This is a genomic window from Klebsiella sp. 141198 (genome assembly GCF_050600785.1).
Lineage (GTDB): Bacteria > Pseudomonadota > Gammaproteobacteria > Enterobacterales > Enterobacteriaceae > Klebsiella > Klebsiella aerogenes.
Map to the genome: position 1 here is coordinate 169,774 of NZ_JAQIRM010000002.1, position 22,711 is coordinate 192,484.

Sequence of the window (22,711 nt, forward strand, 5' to 3'; positions counted from 1 at the left end):
GCCTCGTTGACCTCGATAAATTGAGCTGTCTCGCAGTTTCCCCGGATAAGGGCTGATACTGTGGGCAGGCTGTTTTTTCGCCACGCCATTTCCGTGGCGTGTGCTTATTTATTATTGTCAAAGAGGAACTCCGATGAAACTTTTGCCCTTGCTGGCAGCATTCCCCCTGCTCTGCGCCTCTGTCGTTTCCGCGCAATCTTATATGTCGGTCGGCTACTTTAACGGCGGCGGCGACGTCACCGCAGGCCCCGGCGGCGATATCGACAAGCTGGATGTCCGACAAATAACCCACCTTAACTACTCGTTCGGCCTTATCTACAACGATGAAAAAGACGAGACCAACGATGCGCTGAAAGATCCTGACCATCTCCATCAAATCTGGCTGTCGCCGAAAGTACAGGCGGATTTACAAAAACTGCCGGCCCTACGTCAACAAAATCCCGATCTGAAAGTTCTGCTCTCCGTCGGCGGCTGGGGCGCGCGTGGATTTTCCGGCGCGGCGGCCACGCCGGAAAGCCGGGCGGTGTTTATCCGTTCGGTCCAGCAGGTCATTAACCAGTATGGCCTTGATGGCATCGACCTTGACTGGGAGTTTCCGGTTAACGGCGCCTGGGGATTGGTGGCCAGCCAGCCGGCGGATCGCGATAACTTTACCGCGTTGCTGAAAGAACTACGTGCCGCCGTCGGCACTAAGAAACTGGTGACCATCGCCGTGGGCGCTAATGTTGAAAGTCCAAAAAGCTGGGTCGACGTGAAAGCGGTCGCCCCGCAGCTGGACTACATCAATCTGATGACTTACGACATGGCCTATGGCACGCAATATTTTAACTCAAATCTCTATGACTCCCGCCACTGGCCGACCGTAGCCGCAGCGGATAAATACAGCGCCGATTTAGTGGTGAATAACTATCTGGCAGCGGGTCTGAAACCGAGTCAGCTGAATCTCGGGATTGGTTTCTATGGCCGGGTACCGAAACGTGCCGTCGAGCCAGGGATTGACTGGAGTAAGCCAGACGCGCAGAAAAACCCGGCTACCCAACCTTACTTCGGGGCGCAGCAAATCGAGTTGTTTAAATCGCTGGGTTATGACCTGAGCAAAGATACCTATGTGAAATACAACGATATTGTTGCCAAACTGCTCAACGATCCGCAGAAACGCTTTACTGAGCACTGGGATGACGAAGCGAAGGTGCCGTGGTTATCGGTAAATTCTGCCGATGGCAAAGCGCTGTTCGCCCTGTCCTACGAGAACCCTCGTTCGGTGGCGATCAAAGCCGAGTACATCAAGAGCAAAGGGTTAGCAGGCGGTATGTTCTGGGAGTATGGCGCTGATGATAAAAACCAGCTTGCCCGCCAGTTGGCCGAGTCGTTAGGCATTAAGACGCAATAAAGCATGAGCCCCGGAAGCCCTGCGCAACCGGGGTGACATGAAGAGCCGCCCGGCTAGACCGGGCGCTCAGTACGGCAGGTTACTGCGGTTTGAACGTTGCAATCGGCTTCGGCACGATACCGAAATCCTCTTTCAATTGCTGTTTACTCTTCATCACCATCTGACCGTTGGTGTCGATGGTCATGTGCTGCGCATCCGTGTTGTTGCGCGCCTGCCACAACATCACCAGCTGCATGCTGTTTTCTTTTTGTTCCGGGGTCAGCGCAACGCCGTCCGGCCATTTTCCTAACTCCACCGCGGTGGCTAAACGTTGGTACAGTTCCGGCGTCATACTGGCAATAATTTGCTCGATATCCATCATCTGCTCATCCGTCTTGGAATAATTTGCTGAATCGTTTCTTAGCCTTTAGTTCGTTCGCCGTTTTGGTCATCGGTGAAGCTTAAAGAGGCCGAATTGACGCAAAAACGCTCGCCGGTCGGCTGCGGGCCATCCGGGAAGACATGCCCCAGGTGCGCATCGCAATTGCCGCAGCGAATTTCCGTACGCTGCATTCCGTGCGAGTAATCATTGAGATAACGAATCGCGTCGTCGCTCACCGGCTCATAGAAGCTCGGCCAGCCACAGCCGGAGTCATACTTGGATTGTGAGTGAAACAGCGGCGCATCGCAGACCAGGCAGTGGTAGATGCCGTCTTTTTTATTATGCAGCAGCCGTCCGGTAAACGGCGGTTCGGTACCGTGATTCTGCGTCACATAAAACTGCATCTCGCTCAATTCTTGTTTGAGCTCGTCAGGAGATGGTTTATTAGCCATGTGATTACTTCTCGCTTTGAAAGGGCAACTTTACCCGTCGATTCTAACAAAACATTAACAATGAAACCTGTACTTTTGTTCTAAACTTATCCGATGCCATCAGGCAGCCAGATAATTGTGATGCTAATCACATTTTTATCTTATATGACCTTTAAAATTCCGGACGCAGTCCCCATATGGAATTGGGCTCAAAGGGAGAGTGAGGCAAATCAATCGCGCAAAGGTCTGCTCAGGATTGATTTGTCGCAATGATTGACACGATTCCGCTTGACGCTGCGTAAGGTTTTTGTAATTTTACAGGCAACCTTTTATTCACTAACAAATAGCTGGTGGAATATATGACTATCAAAGTAGGTATCAACGGTTTTGGCCGTATCGGTCGCATTGTTTTCCGTGCTGCTCAGAAACGTTCTGACATCGAGATCGTTGCAATCAACGACCTGTTAGACGCAGAGTACATGGCTTACATGCTGAAGTATGACTCCACTCACGGTCGTTTCGACGGCACCGTTGAAGTGAAAGACGGTCATCTGGTCGTTAACGGTAAAAAAATCCGTGTTACCGCTGAACGTGACCCGGCTAACCTGAAATGGGACGAAGTTGGTGTTGACGTTGTTGCTGAAGCAACCGGTATCTTCCTGACCGACGAAACCGCTCGTAAACACATCACCGCTGGCGCGAAAAAAGTCGTTCTGACTGGCCCGTCCAAAGACAACACTCCGATGTTCGTTCGCGGCGCTAACTTCGACACTTACGCAGGCCAGGACATCGTTTCTAACGCATCCTGCACCACCAACTGCCTGGCTCCGCTGGCTAAAGTCATCAACGACAACTTCGGTATCGTTGAAGGCCTGATGACCACCGTTCACGCGACTACCGCCACTCAGAAAACCGTTGATGGCCCGTCTCACAAAGACTGGCGCGGCGGCCGCGGCGCAGCTCAGAACATCATCCCGTCCTCTACCGGCGCTGCTAAAGCGGTAGGTAAAGTACTGCCAGAACTGAACGGCAAACTGACCGGTATGGCGTTCCGCGTTCCGACTCCGAACGTATCCGTTGTTGACCTGACCGTTCGTCTGGAAAAAGCAGCGTCCTACGAAGAAATCAAGAAAGCAATCAAAGCGGCTTCTGAAGGCGCAATGAAAGGCGTTCTGGGTTACACCGAAGACGACGTTGTATCTACCGATTTCAACGGCGAAGTTTGCACTTCCGTGTTCGATGCTAAAGCTGGTATCGCACTGAACGACAACTTCGTGAAACTGGTTTCCTGGTACGACAACGAAACTGGTTACTCCAACAAAGTTCTGGACCTGATTGCTCACATCTCCAAATAAGTTGAGATGAATAAGTAATCAATAAGAGCGGCTTCGGTCGCTCTTTTTTTTGCCTGAAAGAGGATGGCGTAATGATTAATAAAATTTTTGCTCTCCCGGTGATTGAACAACTTTCTCCTGCATTCTCCCGCCGTAAGCTGGACGATCTTGAACTTATCGTCGTTGACCACCCGCAGGTAAAAGCTTCCGTCGCCCTACAGGGCGCTCACCTGCTCTCCTGGCAACCGGCCGGTGAAGAAGAAGTTTTGTGGTTAAGCAACAATACCCCATTTAAAAACGGCGTCGCCCTGCGCGGCGGCGTACCCATCTGCTGGCCATGGTTCGGCCCGTCAGCGCAGCAGGGGCTACCGTCGCACGGTTTCGCACGCAACCTGCCGTGGGCGCTAAAATGCCAGGACGAAGATGAAAACGGCGTGATGCTGACCTTCGAACTGCAGAGCAGTGACGAAACCCGCAAATACTGGCCGCACGACTTTACGCTGTATGCGCGCTTCAAGCTGGGTAAGACCTGCGAGATCGAACTGGAAGCCCACGGCGAGTTTGAAACCACATCCGCCTTGCACACCTACTTCAACGTTGGCGATATCGCGGCGGTGAAAGTTAGCGGCCTTGGCGACCGCTATGTTGATAAAGTGCTGAATGCCGAAGAAGGCGTGCTGAAAGACGGCATCCAGACCTTCCCTGACCGTACCGACCGCGTTTATCTGAATGCCGAAGCCTGCAGCGTGATTCATGATGATGTCCTGAAGCGCAACATCGATGTGATCCATCGCCACCACGGTAACGTCGTTGCCTGGAACCCGGGCCCGGCGCTTTCCGTCAGCATGGGTGATATGCCGGATGACGGCTACAAAACTTTCGTGTGCGTGGAAACCTGCTGCGTTACCGCGCCGCAGAAAGCCAGCGAAGAGAAACCCACTCGCCTGGCGCAGACCATTCGCGTTGTGAAGCGTTAAGACCGACAAGCGTCTGGCGTGAGCGGATGGCGCTTCGCTTATCCGGCCTACTTAACACCGTGTTTTCCAGGCGACAGTGGGCTCGACCCGTATGCCGGGTAAGGCGTAGCCGCCACCCGGCATAAACGCGAATTGTCGTGGGAGGTCGCCACTTCCGCACCACCGTATAGCAAAACAGGGCATAACGCCCTGTTTTGATGCATAAAAAAGTCTGTGGAAGTGCACTATCAGAAGGAGTAGGTGATCCCAGTCGAAATCAGGCCGCTCCAGGATTTGTCCACCATCGGGCTATCGGTGATTTCGTCAGACAGACGAGTGTAACGGGCAATACCGTAAACGCTCCAGTCGCCGAGGAAACGATAGTTCGCCGCCAGCTCCAGATACGGGTTCCAGCTGCTGTCAGGATCGTAGCTGCGCATGCCGCTACGATTCGACTCATGCTTCGAGACGCCGTAGTAGTATTCGTTTTGATTGTCGCTGTTCCACTCCACGCCAATACCCGGCGTCAGGGTCAGGTTGCCGTTGGTATAACGATACAGCCATGCCAAATCCCAGGTGATGCCGTTGCTGTTGTCCAGCGTATCGCCGGCCAGCGTCGTACGCAGGAATCCGTACTGAGTGTTATGAACGTAGCTTAAACCCGCCATCATGGTGGATTTGCGGCGATCCAGCTTGCGCATCTGCGAATTGTCGCTGTCGCCCGGCTTGAAATACATTGGCGACCAGTAAGCGGTCACGGACAGTTTGTCGTTGGTATCATTCCACAGGTAGTAGCCACCACCCAAACCGTGGAACCAGAAGTTATCGCTTTCATAACTAATGACAGGTACCGGGTAAACATCTGCATCATATTGTTTATAAGGATGCTCGACGACGCCCACGCCGGCCCCCAGCGTTAACTTCCCGTCAGCGTGCACTGCGCTAGCTGACGTCGCGATGAACACACCCAGTGCCAGAAGTTTGATTTTAGTCACGATCCATATTCCTGTTGTCAAATAATTAGCGCGTGCAGTTTAACGTCGTAGAGGTCATGCCTCAAATGCTTTACTTGCTCTTACACTAAACCGAACAATTTCCCACTGCTTAATGACCGCCCTTTTGCGACTTCATGACAGATTAATGGAAGGCTTTGGCAAGATATGCGAAAAATTGCCTGGTTTCCGGATGAGTTATTGATATGTCATTGAAATTGAGTTTTAGCGGCATGCAAGTTTTCTAAATGCATCTACGCTTAAATTTAGAAGGTGTAGTCGCAGAGCACGTTATCCAAATCGCTTCTGTAACCTGGCACGAGGGTTGCTGATAAGTAAAGGATGTCGTTCAGCCTGCTCCTTCCGGGGGCCCCTACTATTCATATGAACGGCTCTCAACCTGTGCTAAAAAACGAAAGGACGCATACGTTAATCAATGGGAACATTCACACCGACGTAAAAAAGAGGCCATCTGGCCTCTTTATGTATATCAACCCTTTGGAGGGAACGGATCATTCCCGTAAGAATCTCTCTCACGTATCTGACCATCACGACCATGAATTAACAATTCACTTTGTTGGTGGCGAGCTATCTCACGAGCAGCTTCTATAGCTTCAGCTTGTGTTGAATGTACAGAAGTTGCTCGTTCATTACCTTCACCTTTTACAGCCCATCCATCAGGATGTGTCACTACATGTTGGTTCTTACCCATACAAATTACCTGCTGTGTGAAATACACCATACGGTGCAATAATTAATTATAGACCCAATATCTTGCGTTCCGCTTGCTTATGCTCACGTTTTTAATATTCTACAGTCACACTTTCACATATAACCTTTGTACCGTTCCATTCATCTTTGTAAATGCTCGTATCGATACCCACACCAGAATGCAATTCTAAACCAGTGTCATTAATAAAACGTAGGTACTTAGCAGATGGCCTACTATTGTCATAGTACTGTGCACCACTGTACACAAAACCAGAAGAGCCTTGTGGAACAATCCATGCACCAAATGATGCATACTCACGAGCACGGTCGATAATCTTGTATTCAAACTCTGAACCAGTGTAACGGCCTGTATGCACTTCTGAGGTGTTGATCTTACCAAATGGAGGATTACCATAGGCAACATCATAAAAACGGTCAGGAGTGAATTGGAGAGCATCACCAGTTATCCATTCTGCCTCTGGTAACACCCTTTTCCCGATCATCACGTATTCGGGATTCAGTTCAACGCATGTAATGTGTGTTGGCTTGTTTCTTAGGTACTGGTAGTAACTGAGACGACCGATACCCGCACATAGTTCGATACACTGACCAGTACAACCAGCATCAATTATGAAATCCCATGCGAGCATTTCTGGTGTGAAAAAAGCACCAGTAGCACCTATTCCATCACCTTTATAGTTATTAAATATAAACTCTTTATCATCTTGTGTTAATGCTTTGTCTGAATGAATTAAATCCATTACTTTAATATGTAATGTAGATTCCTTTTTTGTAATTCTTGCCATATAATATCCTTGTACAAATCTTGTACGGATATTTAGGGAAATAAAATGACAGATGCACAGTTTGAATTAAGCTATCCACGTGAAAAATATGAGTATGTGAGAACTCGGATGCGAACTAAAGGAACAATGGGACAAACCGAGATTGAGTATTTTGATATAAAATCGAAAGAGACTGGTGAAGTTGTTCTTCAGGCAACCAGAACCGAGCATACAAATCTAAGGGGCTTAGACACTACGGTAAGTTGGGATTGGTAAGTAGCAAAAAAGCCGTTATGCTATATGCAAACGGCTTTATATCAACCTCCGCTGGTCAATAAAATGATAATTCTAATAATATCACCCAATGGCATTTGGATTAATGCAATACCAAAATAATCTGCAATCGGGATTAATATATAGGAGTAAGCAAGTATAGCAACGCAAATGTAACCTAACGCATTACGCCACGTTAAACCATTTTTTATTTCCTCTCTATTGGTTTCATTCGTTTCCTTAATGGGTGCATTATCATCAACGGTCTTGGTTGTAGTAACATTTTCAGTACTAGTAGCATTAGTACTGGCGGTCATACCCATCAAAATATTGATTATTTTCTTGATAATATCTAACATTTTCATTCCTCAATAATTAGACAACAAAAACTATAGTAGTGTTTACCCTTCACAAATAACTTTCCATTATCGATTACACATAGTTTCATTACTTCGTCGTGTAATTTCCATGTAAGTATGTCACCTTCTGAGAATGATTGATTCTTCTCGAAAATGATATTCATATGATATTCACCATTGTAATTCTTGCTGAAGTGTTTAAGTTTCTTCTTGCATCGCCTATTACTTCCCTCGGCAATATGTACATTATGCGTTGCTATACTATTGGCAAATGGTGTAATTCCATCAACTAATATGTATGGCGTCATTTCGTCATAGTGTTTATCGTACATCATATTCCTCTTGTAAATTTGTAAGTACCACGCATTGTGGCAATAATCTTTTCTACTCCAATTTCGGCATTCTTATAGAAGTCATATACAATTTTACGCTTCTTATTCTCACGTACACCAATTACCCTCTTACGTCGTCCTGCCTCGGTCTTGGCTTTTTTACTTGTATCAATTAATCTTTCCTTGCCACCGCTCTTTACCACCTTATATCTACCACTATCAATATTACTTTTCAGTCGTGGAATGTTTCCCTGTGCGGTAAGTCGTGCAGAACTTGTAGGTACGAATTTTTCGATGATATCTGGCTGTACAATTACGTCATAGAGATACTTTGCCTGTAGCTCCTTAATCTTGATTGTCGCTGTAATACTTCCATCACTATGTTTATTATAAAAGTACAGTACTGCTCTTTGTGTGAAAGATACCGCCCCTTTATCAATGGCATTATTCATACCCTGCTGTAGATGTACACTCAATGCCTTTGTCTGGCGTATAAATTCACCATCAAAGTTATCAATAACCTTACCCACGGCATTATTGAGATATTTCTTGGTATTTCCAAGATTGGTTATTTGAATTCCCTTACCTGCCATTGATATATGTCTCCTTCAAATAATCCAGTACTATCATTGTACGGGGTTTGATTGTCTCGATTCGGTACTTCTCCATTACTGCTTTATTGAGTCGATATGAACTACGACATGTTTCGCCAATCAACATGGATTCGGTAAATGTCGCTTCGTTGCATGTGGTATACGCCCATAGAATGATCTTGCGGTATGCATAACCTTGTGCAATACGATTCTGTACTGTTTTGGAACTCGATTCGTATTCACGCCAGTTACTTTCCTTGGTGGTCTTCTTGATATTTTTTGCATCCTTTATACCTCGATATATATTTTTCTTGCCTACATAAAAATATCCATCGTCAAATAATATTAAATAGACGAAAGTACAATAACTTCCATTGGTTAATTCGTCTTCGTTCCAGTCGTTCGGATTAAATTCCCATTCCATACATCCCCCTAAATACCATATCATTATTTATTCGGGAGATATCGAATGGACATTATTTCAAAATTGAAGCAATACGAACGGAACAAAAGAATACCAAGCCCATATGGGTTATTATCGAAATGGAATGTTTCGTGTATATAAAGATAGTCTCGGCTTTCCCACGATTGGATATGGACACCTATTAAAACCGGGCGAAAGTTTCCCTAATGGAATTACCGAGGAGACTGCCGATAAAATTCTATATAATGATATGGTTTCGGCACGAAATGATTCATATAAATTGGGTCTTGCCCTTCCTAATGACTGGCAAGATTTTATGGTATTAATGGTATTCCAATTGGGAATTACCAAAACTCGACAATTCAAAAAAATGATTGCTGCATTGAAGAAAGGCGACTATAAAGAGGCAGTAGTACAGGCAAAGTCCTCGGCATGGTATGTACAAACGCCAAATCGAGTTGATGCAATGATTGCCGACCTAAAAAACAAATAAAAATAGGGATAGCCGCTTGGTTATCCCTTTGTTTTTATGCTGCCTCGGCCTTTTGTGTGAGTATACCCAATACTCTCTCAAGTTTAACCTTAATATCATTAACATTGTCCGTTAACGAATTCAGTACCGAATTGTGAGTTTTCATCCCTTCTTTAAGATAATCGATATCTTTTACCATTAATGATTTATCAGTTTCCAATTTGGTAATCTTATCAATTAAATCAGCAGTATCATTCGCCTTATCTCGGACAATTGAATATACTAATGCAACTAATGATATTACAATTGGAATGATAACTATAACTGTATTCATATATTATATTCCATTATTAATTGACTCAGAAATATTTATCATTTAATAACCTGTAAAGTATGCCAATGGAATACGTAACTCTCTATTACCAACCGCATCCAAGTAACTTCGTTGATATTGATTTGGATATTGTAATTGCCATGTAGTTGCATTAACTCTTTTTACTGCAATACCACTATATCCAAGTGCACCTTCACCATCAGAAACATTGAAAGGCATTGCACTATATAAAAACCAAGGATTCGCTGGAGTGTTAATTGTAATTGTATTTGCCAGATTATAACCTGCCGGTATTGTAAAAAAGCCTACAATACGTGGCATTGTTCCCGCTGCACTTGCTGACCAAACCAAACGCCCAGAACCATCAAAACAATCCAAATATCCACTAGATATTGCAGTATCATTACGAGTAATCATGAACCTTGCACTATTAGTTGCATGGAACATTCCTGCACCTGGAAATGCATATTCACCATCAATTGTCATTTGACACCATACGGATAATGTTGGATTGTTAGTTTCAAAAAATTGATATGGAAGAAAGCCCAATTGAGCACCAGTACCAAATGCAGATTTTACCGCTGTATAATATCCATAATCCATCAGTGGTCTATCAATATATTTTAACTGACTAGATACAGTACTGCGATTATTACTATCGATGGTTAATGCACCTGCCGAATTATAGACTTCGAATCCAGACATTATACCTCCCACTTATAGACGACGAATTGGTATGTTCCATATATACCGCCGGTTGGCAGGTACTTTGCTGTAAAGAATCCTTCCTGACAATCGCAGTACCATTCATTCATATTATATTTATTTACGGGAAATGCCACCCATCCATTATGATGCATTCCCGGTACATTAATATTGAAGTTATCCACACCGCCCTGAGAAATAATTGAGTAAGTTCCCATATAACGCATATTATAATCTCCAATATCCACTACCAGACGCCCGGAGGCGTCCCAACATTGTAACCCCTGTGCCATTACCATAACCCCATACGTACACGCAGTACGTTATTATTATCCCAAATTTGTATTAGATTATTATTTATTTGCATTCTTCCAGTACCACCACTACCAAGAATATTTAATGTACCATTCTTATCTAGATTCCAACCATTATTAGGATAGTTGTAACTTTGGATATAACTTCCAATCTTCGCGTTGGTTATTTCTCCATCAATAATCTTGGCACCATTAATACTGGCATTGGCGAGCTTAGAATTCGTAACACTTAAATCTCCGTATATATGCTGTACCGATACTACCCTGCTGTATCATCGCCGTTTGAAGGTATGTAGTATTATTCTTAACTACAAATGGTGGTGTACCCCCCACGGCTGCGGCATCACTACCAGAAATTACGAATTTATTTGCGGCAAAATAGATTGCCGTGTTATCAGGAATAGAACTATCGGCAATAAGTCGCATACCTGCAACGGTACCATTTGCATTTACACTTAGTGAATAACTCGCATTTACATTATCTGTATCGGCCTTGGCGGATAGTTCCTGACTTACGGTTGCAAAACCATCATCCGTTTGTGCCTGTAGCTGTGTAATCTGCTGGGAGAATGCACTATCCATATCTACTACGGTTTTGCTTAGTTCACCAATACTTGCCGTATTACCATCAATATTATTCTGTAGTTTATCAACTTGTACATTCGTATATGCATTACTCTCATTTACAGCAGTATCTAGTGTATTACTAAGACGTGTATCCAGATCCAAAATACCATTAATGGCATCGGCATCTTCTTGTGTAAATTGATATTTTGAATTTATGGTGATTTCTTGTTCGGCAGTATATGTGATATTGTCCATTCCAAATACATCATATGCACCCGCCTTAACATAGTAGGTACCATCGGAGATATTTGGAATACTATCAAATTCTGGCTTATTCGAAATATATGTAGTACTGGTAGTACCGGAACGGATCTGTACTACCACACCCGCATAATCTGGTTCATTTCCGCCCTGTTCCCAACTTGCAAAGAGATTACCAAAACCACCAGTAATGGTTAGACTCTTAAGGGGTAATGCCTGTTTATTCTCTACGGTTATTTTAACTTCGGGAGAATATGTCCCTGCACTAAATCCAATTGCCGTAATACCGATGGTAGGTTTACGCAATCTATTGATATTCTTATCCAGTGTAAAATCAAATGTATTATCGGTAGTTCGATATGTAGATACTACGGTACTCCCATCATATATCTGTACTTGATAGTAGTTGAAATAATCGGCAAATGTACGTCCATTAAGGGGAATAGGTTTCTGATTATCCCATACGAGATTGAAGTTACTATATGGCGTTACATATCCGGTACCATTGGATAGTACAAGACCAGTGATCGGAGGTAATGCAAAATCATATTCGGGTACAATACCATCCTTCGTTACCTTCTCGGATAACAATCCAATATCATTATATGCTGCCACGGCAAAATCGTATTTCTCCTGGTCGGCAATACCAAATATGGTAAACAGTGTTTCATACTTGGATGCACTACCTGCATATGTCCATGTATCGGCAGTGGATAGTTTATAATAGATATAATATCCACGTAGGTGAATATCTGGGCTTGCCGTCCATGTAACATCGATTACGGTACCGTATTGTGTATTTCCACGTTTTACAACGTCAACATTACTTGGTGGTACTACGATTAACGCCGGATTAATGATCACTCCTGGTGGAGACCAAATACCTTGATCTGTTCCATCATAAACGGCATCAGGCCATTCCACACATGTTAGGGAAACATACCCCGCACTACTTTGGGTAGTCTGAATTTCCTTGGATACAATCTTGAACTTACCATTAATTTCACATTCGGAATTCTTGATATTGATGCAGTCCATTACCTTTAGATCCATTGCATCATTGGTAGTGAATGTGACGGTACGTAATATAAATTGCCCTTTACGTAATTCGATATTACCCAACTTTGCAAGTGTTTCAGTATCATATACCCAGGAATAATCACGGCTTATGGCAATTACCTTACCATCTTTCATTACGATTGGATCATTAATATCGCTTGGAAGACGCAATACATCCGTATTATACATCGCAAGATCTGATGTATTTGTATATTTCAAATCCATTGTATTGAAGTAATCAGTTTGACCAGAACCAATAACGGTAAAATCTCCAAACATCATACTTTCATCAAAATCTCTAACAGCAAGTTTCTTATAATCGGCAGAAATGCAGATCTGACCCATATAGGTATAAAGCAATCCATTGAACGATTGCAGTACTAAATCAATATTTTCCTTATAGGTAGATTGATATGATAGAGAACCATTTGCATAGTAGTGCATTGCCTTACAATAGGATGCAGCCTCCATAAATGTATCCACATTAATCAATGCAGGATTGACGCCCATTCCATATATACTATTGGTGAGAATATCATAGATAATACTTGGTGGATTGGAACTGCATTTCTCTATACCATCGGCAAGATCCATAATTTTCTGACCCTTTAACTCAACGGTCATGGTAAATTGATCATTTACAAGTGTATTGCTTTCTAATGATTTTTGCGTTTTCTTGATTACAGTACTGATACTTACAACGCCCTTACCATAGAAGTTATCCTTCCATTTAGAACCTGCATATTGTTTGGCAAGAGTTTTTGTATTGGTATAGTTACCACCAAATCGAACTTCCAATTGTAGTAATCCACGATAACGTTCTAATAGATAGCTATCTGGTACAATACCATCCGTAGTAATGGGTACTCCCAATACTGGTTCTTGATCGATATAAATTTGTTGTATGTGCTTTTCGATACCCGCATAACATGACGTTTGTTCACTGAATAGATATTGACTCTGGTCATTAAGGATATTAACCCAACTACAGATAGTACCAGTTAGAATAAATGAACCACCATCAACACCGTTTTTATGTGGTAAGTCTCCACCATATATGACGGGTAATCCGTGTGGTTGGACTTGTACTACGAGATAGAGAATCCGATACATCACTATAGGGAGTAATACCTAATGTTGGCATTAGGGAAGTCATTGCAAGGGATAATGCACCTGCGGCGGCTCCCCATCCCAATGCAGCCAATGCAGTACCACCACTAAAATATACGGCGGCTGCGACAACTACGGCAGTAAGTACCGCACTAATGAAACCACCAATTCCACCACTCATGTATCACTCCTTACTCTATAGTATTTGCCCTTGGGCTTATTAATTAATCTAAATGTAGTATGTTCATTTGTCGCAGTGAGTAGGTGACCACTTACCACCAATCCAATATTCATGGGATCATCGAAAAAGAGTAGATCACCATCAATAGTATGTTCTCTCTGTACTTCATCACAGTACTGAATTATGATTTCCTGTACTGAGGCATAGCCAACCTTCTTAAGATTTGATATTCCAGATTTAAGAGATGTATATTGTGCCTTGCTAACCCAATCAGTACCCGCGATATGATCCAGTACCTTAAGGGCTATAATATTACAATCGGCATCACTGCCGTATTCGTGTTGCATTCCAATTACATCACTTGCAATTTCATATATTTTATTCAACATTATTTGTATTTCCATATTTGATTTTGGTTAACTTGACCAAGAAGGGAAAAGAATTCATCCCCCGGATAATATGATTGATATGCACTATTGGCGGCAATCAATGATGGTTGTATATCCAGTTTCTGATAAACACTATTAAGATATACGGTTAATTCATTCTTTCCCTGAATGGGATCGGTAACGCTCTGGAAGTAATCGACATATCCAGAATATATAAGGATGGTACCGATTATAGTTGCCGTCTGTGGATTCATAATTGCCAACTTGATATTAAATTGGGCATTACGAAATGCATTAGATAGGGCAAGTGACCTTACAGAAGTATTTACATTACTGATCTTTAGAGATAATTGATTGTTATTAATGCCCTTTTCTTCGGTTACAGATTTAAGTGAATCACCAATGATAAATGGAAAACTTGTATAACGATATCCATCCACATCAAGATCAATTAATGAATCCGTCCAGTGAAAACCACTCATACCATCGGGAAATAAATCATAGCAGAATACGACTACATTAATTCCAAATAGATCTGGAAATGATAACTCGGTTTTATCAGTACCATATCGTTCATTATAATATGCAATAATATCTGGATTTGTTAGGAAATCATCCATTGATAACCTCCCTACCCTTAATACTCACGTCAACCTTATTTGCAATTGGCATTGTCCAGTCATTATCTGGATCGATTGTCATTTCTACCATCAGATTATCATATTTTACCACCTCACCCATTTGTACATTCTGCTGTAGAAATGGGAATACGGTAATGGAAGTGGATGTAGTACCGGGCATTACTCGATATAACTTGTTATGATTACTAAATTGAATTAGAGAACCCACCTCAAGTTTATTATTACATGGGAATGTACTGTTACCTGCTGCGGTAGTGGTTGTTACATTCAGTACACCCGTTTGTATTCCCGAATACTTGCCATATAGACCAAGGCCAATCATGAATGGTCTTGATTGGGAATACATTGCCATGAACATGTTAAATTCTGGATAGCTTTTCTTATTGAACTGTAGTGTCATGGAAACTTCATAGTACTGGATTCCGTGTACTACGTGTTACCCTTTGACCAGTCCATGAAGTATTTGCATATTGTGGCTCAATGCTTTTAAGTGAAACATTCACCTTAATTGCATCGGAAAATTTTTGAATATCACTCATTATCTATTCCTTTGTTGCGATTGATTGAATGCCTGCATTACACTGTTTTTATGTTTCTGTAGCATCTCATTAAATTTCTTATCGTCACTACCATCACTACCGTTGATTATTAATGGTGCATTGATTGTAGTATTGCCAATCCCCTGACCATTACTATTGGAGTTTTGGGAATCGAGGAAACGGGTAAGTTTGTCATTACTGGTTTTATTTACGACACGTTCGCCCCCTGCAAGTAGGAATGATTTGTTATTCATACTTTGCGGTACTGAATCGATCCCATCATGGAATTGTCCTGCAACGCTTGAGATCCCTGCAATTAATGTTGCACCCTGTGCGGCAACACTTGCCATTGCGGCGGCACGATCTGCGGGAGTTAAACCCTCTGCCATTGCCTTTGAGATTGCCGTATACATGCTCATTGTTGCGGAGGCAATATTAAATCCTGCCTGTGCCATTACGAATGCCTTGGCGGCTCCACTCTGTTTACCAAATGCCTTGGCGGCAATATCGGCAAGAGATCCGGCAGTACTGGCATAACTATCCAATGTCTGCAATGATGTCTTTTGTTGTAGGTCTAAACTTTCGGCCTCATAACTATTCTGAATATCCTGTTTACGTCTCTGGAATTCATCCCATGATATTAACTGCTTGTCATATAATGCTTGCTGTACTTCTGATAATGCCGAATAACGGGCTTCCATATTGGCCTTTTGCGTTTCAATTGTGTCTTCTCCATGAAGTTCATTATTGAGACTATTACCCATCTGGTTAGCCATATCCTTTGTGACACCACCATTCTTGATGGTATTAATTTGGTCAACTAATGATTGATTTGGATTACTTAAACCAAGTTGACGCATTAATTCGTAGTTAGTCTTTTTGGAAGTAGCTGCACTATTTGCATTAAGTAACTTTTGGATCTCGGCCTTAGATTTACCCAATTTAGTACCGGATTCGGTGATTGCCTTGGCTTGTGCTTCTCCTTGTCGAATGATTTCATCCAATTGGCGTTTACCACCATCGGCGATGGAATCCACCAATAACTTATCCCACTTCTCTTGGGCTTGTGTGCGTTCCTTAGCGGCTTTTTCGGCTTCGGCCTGTGCTTTCTTGGCTGCGGCGGCTGCGTCGCGTGCTGCCTTATCTGCGGCGTTTTTGGCTGCATTGGGGTCTACCCATCCACCAGTTAAAGGTTTTGCCGCTGGTTTGGTAAACTTGCCCTTGTTGGCTTCATATCCTGCCTGACTTCTTTTGATGAAATCATTCTCGGCAGATCCCGAAATAAAGGCACTATCTAATGAATCCTTACCTAGTAATTTTTTAAGTGTATCGGGAATAACCCCCTTACCACCCAATAGGAAATTATCTGCACCACGATACAACATCTTCATAAAATCGGTACTGGTCCAATCTTTATTCATCAATGTGTATAATGTATTAAGTTCCTCTACTGTAGGAGTAATTGCACTATAAAGCCATGTCTGTAATGAAGTGGTTACAGTATTAAGATTACCATCAAATGTACTAAATGCTGCGGCAGTCTCATTGGTAATTGTCACCGATTCACTTTGTATGGCATTCAATGCATCTTGAGTGTTTTTATACTTATCCAGTACTGAAGTTAATCTACTAGCATCACTTCCTAGAGATTCCAATAGGAACTTTTGATCGGCAATGGTTGCATTTCCTTCCTTCATTCTATAATAGGTATCGATAATGGCCTTAATACCACCATCGGCCTGATTTAGATATTTGGTAAAGTCTTTAACGTCCAATCCAACCGATTTTATATCATCGGCAACACCACCACCATTACGAAATGCATCTCCCAAATGATCTAAAACATCCTGGTTTATGTCCAATAATTTTTCGGAATCTAACCCCGTTTCACGAAATGCCTTACCAAGTTTTTGTATTTCACTTACTGATAATCCCGATTGTTTGGATAACTGGTTAAGTACACGAACCTGATCATTTAACTGGATTACCAGACCACCAACGACAGTTGCAGCAAGGCCGTACTGCACCAGTGAATGAAGTTAGTGCAAAACTTGCCTTACCTAAACCATCGGCAATTCCACTCGCAAAACCACTACCAGTATTTTTACCAAAATCATCAAGGCTTTTTTGACCACCTTTCAATGCCTTTTGTAATCCGGTTGTATCACCATTAATCCTGACTACAATTTCTTCATTTTTTGCCATTCTTCCTTTCCTCAATTCGTTTCTTTATTTCTTCACGGCGTCTATTACCTTCTTCGATTGTTGCATTTTGTCTATCCAATATCCTCTGTTCTTCCTTGCCTTGTGTAGTAAGCCACGGATATTCAATCACATCGAGAAAATCAAAATCGGTCATCTTAAGGTTCTTACGTGCCTTGGAATCGAGATTTGGATTATTCATTGTAAGATTATAATTACTCCATGCATGATACATCATATCGATTCGGGTACCCGATGGTTCTACGTTTGAATCATAAACTTGCAGATAATCAAATAGCCCATCGGGGAATGATTCGATTGTAGATGGACTATGACCAGCCATTATTAATTTTAGGTATAGTTTTAGCTGACTATCTGCCCTTATTTTTTTTCGATTTCTTCAACCTTATTGGTTTTCGAAGTAAGTTCCATAATTGCATTCCAAATTTTCAGTACATAATCATATGATACTTCATGTATATCAATATATTTTTCACTCGGTTCTAATGAAAAGATTGGTTGTCCATTTTCATCTTCTGTACAGAATACTACTGTACTGAAATAGTCAGTACATTTTTCCACGTCACCACTTTTTGGTACATGAATCTTAATGGTAAATCCTTCAATTTCAAAATCATGATTTTCTGGTTTTAGTTTTTTCTTTAATGCTTCAATATTCATTCCATTCTCCAATAAAAAAGGGAAAGTGAAATATTTCACTCTCCCATTATTTAGTGGATATCCATTATAGACTTGGTGGAACGTATACACCCTCGGCAACTGCACCGCCATCAACGGCAAGTGTAACTGCCATAGTTACTACTTGATCTTTATCACCCGCCTTGGTGGTAGTTGAAACAAATGCCGTATATACCTCAAAATAACCATTGGTATGTGCGGCATCATCAAAATAGGTAACGCGGAATTGTGCACGCTTTTGATCGTCTGCTAGTTGTTTTAGTTTTAGATGTACTGTGTTATCTGGTAGCCAGTTTACCGTTACTTCGATATCGGGAACTTTCTTAGTACCGAGTAGAGTACGGTTATATGCACTATTAAATGTCTTTACATCAATTACAGTAGATTCGAATCCGTGATGTTACGAATTCGGCAACTTCCGGTACCATTACAAAATCGGTTGCTACAGTACCATCTGTGGTTGCAGTACCAACTTCGAGGCTAATATTAGCACCACTAAAAATATCAAATTTACTTGCCATTAATATATTTCCTTAAGGTTGTGGGGAATGTTATTCCCCTTCATTATATTTACTCTTTAATTCATTTAGTTCCTGAGATAGTTTCTGTACTACCAATATTAAGTCGGCAATCATTGCATTACTATCTACGTTCATTATTTGGAATTCGGTACCTATATCATCGGTGGTAGTGCCACCTAGATATGCATATTTGGCACCCGGAATTGCATCAAGATCCTGTGCAATCCAACCACGTTGCACACGGTCAATACTCTTGAATTTGAATTCACTAATCTTAACTTGGTTGATTCGGTCAAGTGCATTTACGGCATCATCAGTACTAATCGGTACAATATCTTCTTTTAGACGGCGATCCGAACCTGCTACCTGTAAGTCTCCCAATGGGGATGTAGTTTGTCCACCACTGCGGAATCTCCAAATTCTATCACTACCGAATCCATTTAATCTTAATGACATATAATGCTCACTACCGGTATTTTCTTCTAACCATAGATTACAATATGCACCGGATGCATCACCACCAGACCAACCTCCGCGACCATCCATTTTCATTTGGAATAGACCACCAATATTAATTTGCTGTGATGTGGTTACGGTTGCCTTCGAATATACTTGTCTTGCAAATGTTCCAGGCTCGGTACAGTTGAATGATGAATAGCAGTTAATACCACCGCCAAACTGTGCAGTACTATTGAATACGGTTGTCGAACCACTAAATGTTGCATATTTGGTAGAACTGATACCACCCGCTGCATTGATAATACCATTGGTAGTTACATTTTGTTTGAATGTTGCAGTATTATCGAAATTGGTAGCACCACCAAATGTTATAACCCCATTTAGAGTATAATCACTTTCGGAATCCAATAATTCTGCCCATACAGACCATACATTACCACTCGTAGTAATCTTACCATAACGAACATAAGTTTTATTGGTAGTACTACTTGCAAGTGTTTGTCTACTGGTTGCATCATTTGCGGTATTCTGACGCATGGATTCAACACGTAGTGTAAAGTTTCCATCTACACCCGGCGGCATATTGGTTATATTTGCACCACCTCCGCTCGTCTTACATACAAATAGATTTTCATTACCTTGGTCAGTACCGACGAAAATGAGAGTATTGAGATCGCGAGTAGTGCCAGTTAAATCAATGGCAATTCGCTTACCACTGTACATATTGAATGTTGCCGTACCGCTACTGGTTATACTTCCAAGAGTAACTAATCCATTAAAATTTGTCACACCCGTAAAGTAATGTCCTTGTGAATTCCCATTATATTGAATACTGGAATCTGTATCACCATTTGGACGGAAGAAAATTCCCTGACTACCCGTAGTAGTACCACTATTGGAACTAATAATTAATGCCTTTGTACCGTTATCACGTATGGTAGATTGTCCAAGAGTTAGAATTGAGTTGGCATCACTTCCGGGATTGATCGTAATATCGGCATTGAAAGATTGTTTAGTACTGAAATTATTATCTTTATTCATGAATGCAGGACTATCACGTTCGGTAATCATATTCTTGGGAACGATTGGTGTATATCCTGTCGGTACTGTCTTAACCCATTCCTGTGAACTACCATCATATGTTGCCAATACTCCCAGAATGAAAGTACCGCCATTGGCAATTGCATCAACCTGAATTCGCGTTCCTTGCCAATACGATTGACTACGTAGATAAATGTTTACGCTCTTATCGGCCTGAATTGCATAACCAAGTTCTAATGGTGCACTGCTCTTATCTCGCATCATTTGCATGTGCGTAAAGAAACTATCGCCATTGGTAGTATTCAATCCATTTGCAATTCCACGTGCCGATAGGCTTACATAATCCCATGTACTTACTGGTGCACCATAGTTATTGGCACCATTGACACGGAATTGTACAAAACCGCTTCCGCTTTGCGAATCCTTCAGTGTTGCCACTAGATAGTAGTTATCGCCACCAGTTGTTGACGGGATGGCAATATCTCTAACTTTATTATCGGTTTGACTTGTCGAATATACACCAAGGTTAGTACGGGCATTGGTGGCATTATTGGCACCAGTACCGCCACTATTAATACCAAGGGGGGTACTTAGGATTACATCTCCATTTAATCTAATTTCACGACCGATTAGGGATAGAATTCCATTACCATCCGTCGCAGTACCACCACTTGCAATAATGCGAGAGTCATAATTCACATTTAGGCCGCTGGTATTGAAATCAATATATGATTGTACTAATTGTGTTGTCGAGCCGATCTGTACTCCAACCGTTGTACCGCCCGTATCTGGCTGTACATTCATGGTATTACCACGTGCGGTTAGATTTGCAATGGTTGCGGCGTTACTAACACCAAGTGTATTGGTAGTAGTCTTATCAACTACGATTGTACCACCAGTAATATTGACTGCATCGGCATTCTGTTTTGCCATAGTACCGAGATCATCACTTACAGTAATGAGTTTCCAGTCATTCCATGTTGGGATGGTTGCACCACTCTTATTACCACCAAAACGGTACCATACACGTTCGCCATTCTGACTTGATAGAGTTTGCTTGGTTAGATTGTCCGTATCGCTTGCATAACGTACACGCTCTACTACGAGATTAAATGATCCCTTAACATTGGTAGGTTTATTGGTAATATTGGTACCTGCACCATCGGTATTGCAGATATATAGTTGTCGTTCTCCACCACCTTTTTTATTGAATAGTAGAGTATTCAGATCGCTAGTTGTGTTATCCAATACAATGGCATATTCGGTACCGATATAACCACCATTCAATGATGACTTACCACTTACGGTTAGAGTATCGAGAGTTGCAGTACCACCAGTAATGGCTACACTTGCGGCCTGTTGCACTGCCATCGAACCTAATTGTAAATTCTTACGTGCGGCCTGTGGATCGGTTAGGTCTGCAAGGTTTGAGGAAATCTTTAATTGTGCATCATTAGTTACCTTATCCAATCCAACATCTTTATTGGTAAGATTGATATCAGTAGTTAGATCATGACCACTAATTTTACGTGTTACGGGTACGAATTTATTATTTGCCTGATCGTCGGTGAATAACTGTTTCCAGTCGGTACCTTCTCCCGCCTGTACAAATACCTTCAATTCGCCAGTTTCGGACATTACCAACTTATTAATGTTTCCATTATCGACGGTTGCAATACCAATATAATCAGTACTGGTATCGGGAGAATCGGTCTTTCCTGCCGGAACTTTATAGAATGAGTTACCATCGGGGGTGCTCGGTTGATATTGTGGTATATCATTGCCATTACTACCCACACCAAAATCACCAACATTAAGTGGTGTAGGAATGATCGCTAACATTTCGGTAACGTCTAGTGTTGGGGTAAATGTCATATCCAATTGAACAACGGCATCTTTATCCCCAGTTATGCTATATTGTGTGATTGTTCCCGGAATTAATGAATAATATGCATGTGTTTCATCCTGTCCGGTATTGAACAATCATTTGGAATTCGGTTTGATCCTTTGCATGTTCCATTAGGAATTGATGCGTTGGATCGTCGGGTAAGTAGTTAACCACGATATTAAATGGTTCTACGCTAATTTCTCCCAGTAGTTTACTATTATACTCGGAATCATAGGTATCGACATCTACGACACCATTATTTGTATTAATTTGGGGGAATTCGGCTACTTCATTAATTTCTATATTATTTTTCGAATAAAGCTGTGTGTTTTGTACATCTTCATTATAAAAGATATGAAGTCTTGCACCCGTAAAAATATTACTCATT

29 protein-coding genes are annotated in these 22,711 nt (G+C 42.1%); 5 read left to right on the top strand and 24 right to left on the bottom strand.

Going from position 1 to position 22,711, the window contains the following annotated elements; all coding sequences use genetic code 11:
- The first annotated feature begins 133 nt into the window (after positions 1-133).
- Complete coding sequence (locus PGR10_RS06130) at positions 134-1,390, top strand: glycoside hydrolase family 18 protein (RefSeq protein WP_087859326.1); 1,257 nt, start codon at positions 134-136, stop codon at positions 1,388-1,390.
- 79 nt (positions 1,391-1,469) lie between these two features.
- Here PGR10_RS06130 and PGR10_RS06135 read toward each other — a convergent pair whose 3' ends face one another.
- Positions 1,470-1,748, bottom strand: a complete 279-nt coding sequence (locus PGR10_RS06135) for a YeaC family protein (protein ID WP_015366149.1) — start codon at positions 1,746-1,748, stop codon at positions 1,470-1,472.
- Between the two features lie 41 nt (positions 1,749-1,789).
- Positions 1,790-2,203, bottom strand: coding sequence for a peptide-methionine (R)-S-oxide reductase MsrB (gene msrB, locus PGR10_RS06140; RefSeq protein WP_045393286.1), 414 nt, complete (start codon positions 2,201-2,203; stop codon positions 1,790-1,792).
- A gap of 338 nt (positions 2,204-2,541) precedes the next feature.
- Here msrB and gapA point away from each other — a divergent pair, with 338 nt between their 5' ends.
- On the top strand, positions 2,542-3,537 hold the full coding sequence (gene gapA / locus PGR10_RS06145) for a glyceraldehyde-3-phosphate dehydrogenase (RefSeq protein ID WP_004203784.1): 996 nt from the start codon (positions 2,542-2,544) through the stop codon (positions 3,535-3,537).
- A gap of 71 nt (positions 3,538-3,608) precedes the next feature.
- Positions 3,609-4,493: a D-hexose-6-phosphate mutarotase gene (locus tag PGR10_RS06150; RefSeq protein ID WP_087859325.1), complete on the top strand. Its 885-nt coding sequence runs from the start codon at positions 3,609-3,611 to the stop codon at positions 4,491-4,493.
- A gap of 227 nt (positions 4,494-4,720) precedes the next feature.
- On the opposite strand, the gene PGR10_RS06155 is transcribed toward PGR10_RS06150, so the two are convergent.
- From PGR10_RS06155 to PGR10_RS06165, 3 genes are all read right to left on the bottom strand, one after another.
- A complete protein-coding gene (locus PGR10_RS06155; RefSeq protein ID WP_430923176.1) occupies positions 4,721-5,467 on the bottom strand; it encodes a MipA/OmpV family protein in 747 nt (248 codons plus the stop codon).
- A gap of 487 nt (positions 5,468-5,954) precedes the next feature.
- Positions 5,955-6,176, bottom strand: coding sequence for a DUF2188 domain-containing protein (locus PGR10_RS06160; protein ID WP_000517707.1), 222 nt, complete (start codon positions 6,174-6,176; stop codon positions 5,955-5,957).
- 91 nt (positions 6,177-6,267) lie between these two features.
- Positions 6,268-6,981: a methyltransferase gene (locus PGR10_RS06165; RefSeq protein ID WP_142689113.1), complete on the bottom strand. Its 714-nt coding sequence runs from the start codon at positions 6,979-6,981 to the stop codon at positions 6,268-6,270.
- Between the two features lie 45 nt (positions 6,982-7,026).
- On the opposite strand from PGR10_RS06165, the gene PGR10_RS06170 reads away from it, so the two are divergent.
- Positions 7,027-7,236: a hypothetical protein gene (locus PGR10_RS06170; RefSeq protein ID WP_142515274.1), complete on the top strand. Its 210-nt coding sequence runs from the start codon at positions 7,027-7,029 to the stop codon at positions 7,234-7,236.
- Positions 7,237-7,277: 41 nt separating this feature from the next.
- On the opposite strand, the gene PGR10_RS06175 is transcribed toward PGR10_RS06170, so the two are convergent.
- The 3 genes from PGR10_RS06175 to PGR10_RS06185 all read right to left on the bottom strand — a co-directional run bounded on the left by PGR10_RS06175 (position 7,278) and on the right by PGR10_RS06185 (position 8,941).
- Entirely contained in the window at positions 7,278-7,592 is a 315-nt protein-coding gene (locus tag PGR10_RS06175; RefSeq protein WP_257766358.1) for a holin family protein, read from the bottom strand.
- 331 nt (positions 7,593-7,923) lie between these two features.
- Entirely contained in the window at positions 7,924-8,517 is a 594-nt protein-coding gene (locus PGR10_RS06180; protein ID WP_180244152.1) for a hypothetical protein, read from the bottom strand.
- Positions 8,507-8,941 carry a hypothetical protein gene (locus PGR10_RS06185; protein WP_430923177.1) on the bottom strand — a complete coding sequence of 145 codons (435 nt, stop codon included), beginning with the start codon at positions 8,939-8,941 and terminating at the stop codon, positions 8,507-8,509. Before PGR10_RS06185 ends, PGR10_RS06180 begins: the two co-directional genes overlap by 11 nt.
- 124 nt (positions 8,942-9,065) lie before the next feature.
- Here PGR10_RS06185 and PGR10_RS06190 point away from each other — a divergent pair, with 124 nt between their 5' ends.
- On the top strand, positions 9,066-9,434 hold the full coding sequence (locus tag PGR10_RS06190; RefSeq protein ID WP_430923178.1) for a glycoside hydrolase family protein: 369 nt from the start codon (positions 9,066-9,068) through the stop codon (positions 9,432-9,434).
- Positions 9,435-9,468: 34 nt separating this feature from the next.
- Here the strand turns inward: PGR10_RS06190 and PGR10_RS06195 are convergent, their stop codons facing one another.
- The 16 genes from PGR10_RS06195 to PGR10_RS06270 form a co-directional block, all read right to left on the bottom strand.
- Positions 9,469-9,747, bottom strand: coding sequence for a hypothetical protein (locus PGR10_RS06195; protein WP_142515272.1), 279 nt, complete (start codon positions 9,745-9,747; stop codon positions 9,469-9,471).
- A gap of 42 nt (positions 9,748-9,789) precedes the next feature.
- Positions 9,790-10,452 (bottom strand): hypothetical protein, encoded by a 663-nt coding sequence (locus tag PGR10_RS06200; protein WP_072058522.1) that lies wholly within the window; start codon positions 10,450-10,452, stop codon positions 9,790-9,792.
- Positions 10,452-10,745: a hypothetical protein gene (locus PGR10_RS06205; RefSeq protein ID WP_430923179.1), complete on the bottom strand. Its 294-nt coding sequence runs from the start codon at positions 10,743-10,745 to the stop codon at positions 10,452-10,454. Before PGR10_RS06205 ends, PGR10_RS06200 begins: the two co-directional genes overlap by 1 nt.
- Entirely contained in the window at positions 10,745-11,011 is a 267-nt protein-coding gene (locus PGR10_RS06210; RefSeq protein ID WP_419339546.1) for a phage tail tip fiber protein, read from the bottom strand. Before PGR10_RS06210 ends, PGR10_RS06205 begins: the two co-directional genes overlap by 1 nt.
- Positions 10,980-13,766 (bottom strand): phage tail tip fiber protein, encoded by a 2,787-nt coding sequence (locus PGR10_RS06215; RefSeq protein ID WP_430923416.1) that lies wholly within the window; start codon positions 13,764-13,766, stop codon positions 10,980-10,982. Before PGR10_RS06215 ends, PGR10_RS06210 begins: the two co-directional genes overlap by 32 nt.
- A gap of 174 nt (positions 13,767-13,940) precedes the next feature.
- Positions 13,941-14,333: a DUF6950 family protein gene (locus tag PGR10_RS06220; RefSeq protein ID WP_396275352.1), complete on the bottom strand. Its 393-nt coding sequence runs from the start codon at positions 14,331-14,333 to the stop codon at positions 13,941-13,943.
- Positions 14,333-14,953 (bottom strand): DUF2163 domain-containing protein, encoded by a 621-nt coding sequence (locus PGR10_RS06225; protein ID WP_193126311.1) that lies wholly within the window; start codon positions 14,951-14,953, stop codon positions 14,333-14,335. The genes PGR10_RS06220 and PGR10_RS06225 overlap by 1 nt, the downstream gene beginning before the upstream one ends.
- Complete coding sequence (locus PGR10_RS06230; protein ID WP_193126310.1) at positions 14,946-15,374, bottom strand: hypothetical protein; 429 nt, start codon at positions 15,372-15,374, stop codon at positions 14,946-14,948. Before PGR10_RS06230 ends, PGR10_RS06225 begins: the two co-directional genes overlap by 8 nt.
- Positions 15,375-15,512: 138 nt before the next feature.
- Entirely contained in the window at positions 15,513-17,540 is a 2,028-nt protein-coding gene (locus PGR10_RS06235) for a hypothetical protein (RefSeq protein ID WP_430923180.1), read from the bottom strand.
- A complete protein-coding gene (locus PGR10_RS06240; RefSeq protein WP_193126308.1) occupies positions 17,485-17,718 on the bottom strand; it encodes a hypothetical protein in 234 nt (77 codons plus the stop codon). Before PGR10_RS06240 ends, PGR10_RS06235 begins: the two co-directional genes overlap by 56 nt.
- Positions 17,705-18,058 carry a hypothetical protein gene (locus tag PGR10_RS06245; protein WP_180244149.1) on the bottom strand — a complete coding sequence of 118 codons (354 nt, stop codon included), beginning with the start codon at positions 18,056-18,058 and terminating at the stop codon, positions 17,705-17,707. The genes PGR10_RS06240 and PGR10_RS06245 overlap by 14 nt, the downstream gene beginning before the upstream one ends.
- 38 nt (positions 18,059-18,096) lie before the next feature.
- The gene (locus tag PGR10_RS06250; RefSeq protein ID WP_193126307.1) at positions 18,097-18,396 is read right to left on the bottom strand and encodes a hypothetical protein; all 300 of its coding nucleotides are present in this window, start codon (positions 18,394-18,396) and stop codon (positions 18,097-18,099) included.
- Between the two features lie 64 nt (positions 18,397-18,460).
- A complete protein-coding gene (locus PGR10_RS06255) occupies positions 18,461-18,790 on the bottom strand; it encodes a phage tail tube protein (RefSeq protein ID WP_227505263.1) in 330 nt (109 codons plus the stop codon).
- Positions 18,786-18,935 carry a hypothetical protein gene (locus PGR10_RS06260; RefSeq protein WP_226938388.1) on the bottom strand — a complete coding sequence of 50 codons (150 nt, stop codon included), beginning with the start codon at positions 18,933-18,935 and terminating at the stop codon, positions 18,786-18,788. The genes PGR10_RS06255 and PGR10_RS06260 overlap by 5 nt, the downstream gene beginning before the upstream one ends.
- Positions 18,936-18,965: 30 nt before the next feature.
- Positions 18,966-22,418 (bottom strand): tail fiber domain-containing protein, encoded by a 3,453-nt coding sequence (locus tag PGR10_RS06265; protein WP_430923181.1) that lies wholly within the window; start codon positions 22,416-22,418, stop codon positions 18,966-18,968.
- A complete protein-coding gene (locus PGR10_RS06270) occupies positions 22,396-22,710 on the bottom strand; it encodes a hypothetical protein (RefSeq protein WP_052766025.1) in 315 nt (104 codons plus the stop codon). The genes PGR10_RS06265 and PGR10_RS06270 overlap by 23 nt, the downstream gene beginning before the upstream one ends.
- Position 22,711 lies beyond the last annotated feature (1 nt).

Excerpts from the sequence above, each read along its gene's own strand:
- PGR10_RS06165 (WP_142689113.1), bottom strand. The coding sequence starts at position 6,981 with ATGGCAAGAATTACAAAAAAGGAATCTACATTACATATTAAAGTAATG.
- PGR10_RS06225 (WP_193126311.1), bottom strand. The coding sequence starts at position 14,953 with ATGGATGATTTCCTAACAAATCCAGATATTATTGCATATTATAATGAA.
- PGR10_RS06245 (WP_180244149.1), bottom strand. The coding sequence starts at position 18,058 with ATGGCTGGTCATAGTCCATCTACAATCGAATCATTCCCCGATGGGCTA.
- PGR10_RS06270 (WP_052766025.1), bottom strand. The coding sequence starts at position 22,710 with ATGAGTAATATTTTTACGGGTGCAAGACTTCATATCTTTTATAATGAA.
- PGR10_RS06250 (WP_193126307.1), bottom strand. The coding sequence starts at position 18,396 with ATGAATATTGAAGCATTAAAGAAAAAACTAAAACCAGAAAATCATGAT.
- PGR10_RS06195 (WP_142515272.1), bottom strand. The coding sequence starts at position 9,747 with ATGAATACAGTTATAGTTATCATTCCAATTGTAATATCATTAGTTGCA.
- PGR10_RS06240 (WP_193126308.1), bottom strand. The coding sequence starts at position 17,718 with ATGGCAAAAAATGAAGAAATTGTAGTCAGGATTAATGGTGATACAACC.
- PGR10_RS06190 (WP_430923178.1), top strand. The coding sequence starts at position 9,066 with ATGTTTCGTGTATATAAAGATAGTCTCGGCTTTCCCACGATTGGATAT.
- msrB (WP_045393286.1), bottom strand. The coding sequence starts at position 2,203 with ATGGCTAATAAACCATCTCCTGACGAGCTCAAACAAGAATTGAGCGAG.
- PGR10_RS06230 (WP_193126310.1), bottom strand. The coding sequence starts at position 15,374 with ATGACACTACAGTTCAATAAGAAAAGCTATCCAGAATTTAACATGTTC.
- PGR10_RS06135 (WP_015366149.1), bottom strand. The coding sequence starts at position 1,748 with ATGGATATCGAGCAAATTATTGCCAGTATGACGCCGGAACTGTACCAA.
- PGR10_RS06215 (WP_430923416.1), bottom strand. The coding sequence starts at position 13,766 with ATGTATCGGATTCTCTATCTCGTAGTACAAGTCCAACCACACGGATTA.
- PGR10_RS06130 (WP_087859326.1), top strand. The coding sequence starts at position 134 with ATGAAACTTTTGCCCTTGCTGGCAGCATTCCCCCTGCTCTGCGCCTCT.
- PGR10_RS06175 (WP_257766358.1), bottom strand. The coding sequence starts at position 7,592 with ATGTTAGATATTATCAAGAAAATAATCAATATTTTGATGGGTATGACC.
- PGR10_RS06260 (WP_226938388.1), bottom strand. The coding sequence starts at position 18,935 with ATGGCAAGTAAATTTGATATTTTTAGTGGTGCTAATATTAGCCTCGAA.
- PGR10_RS06150 (WP_087859325.1), top strand. The coding sequence starts at position 3,609 with ATGATTAATAAAATTTTTGCTCTCCCGGTGATTGAACAACTTTCTCCT.
- PGR10_RS06220 (WP_396275352.1), bottom strand. The coding sequence starts at position 14,333 with ATGTTGAATAAAATATATGAAATTGCAAGTGATGTAATTGGAATGCAA.
- PGR10_RS06185 (WP_430923177.1), bottom strand. The coding sequence starts at position 8,941 with ATGGAATGGGAATTTAATCCGAACGACTGGAACGAAGACGAATTAACC.
- PGR10_RS06200 (WP_072058522.1), bottom strand. The coding sequence starts at position 10,452 with ATGTCTGGATTCGAAGTCTATAATTCGGCAGGTGCATTAACCATCGAT.
- PGR10_RS06170 (WP_142515274.1), top strand. The coding sequence starts at position 7,027 with ATGACAGATGCACAGTTTGAATTAAGCTATCCACGTGAAAAATATGAG.
- gapA (WP_004203784.1), top strand. The coding sequence starts at position 2,542 with ATGACTATCAAAGTAGGTATCAACGGTTTTGGCCGTATCGGTCGCATT.
- PGR10_RS06205 (WP_430923179.1), bottom strand. The coding sequence starts at position 10,745 with ATGGCACAGGGGTTACAATGTTGGGACGCCTCCGGGCGTCTGGTAGTG.
- PGR10_RS06160 (WP_000517707.1), bottom strand. The coding sequence starts at position 6,176 with ATGGGTAAGAACCAACATGTAGTGACACATCCTGATGGATGGGCTGTA.
- PGR10_RS06180 (WP_180244152.1), bottom strand. The coding sequence starts at position 8,517 with ATGGCAGGTAAGGGAATTCAAATAACCAATCTTGGAAATACCAAGAAA.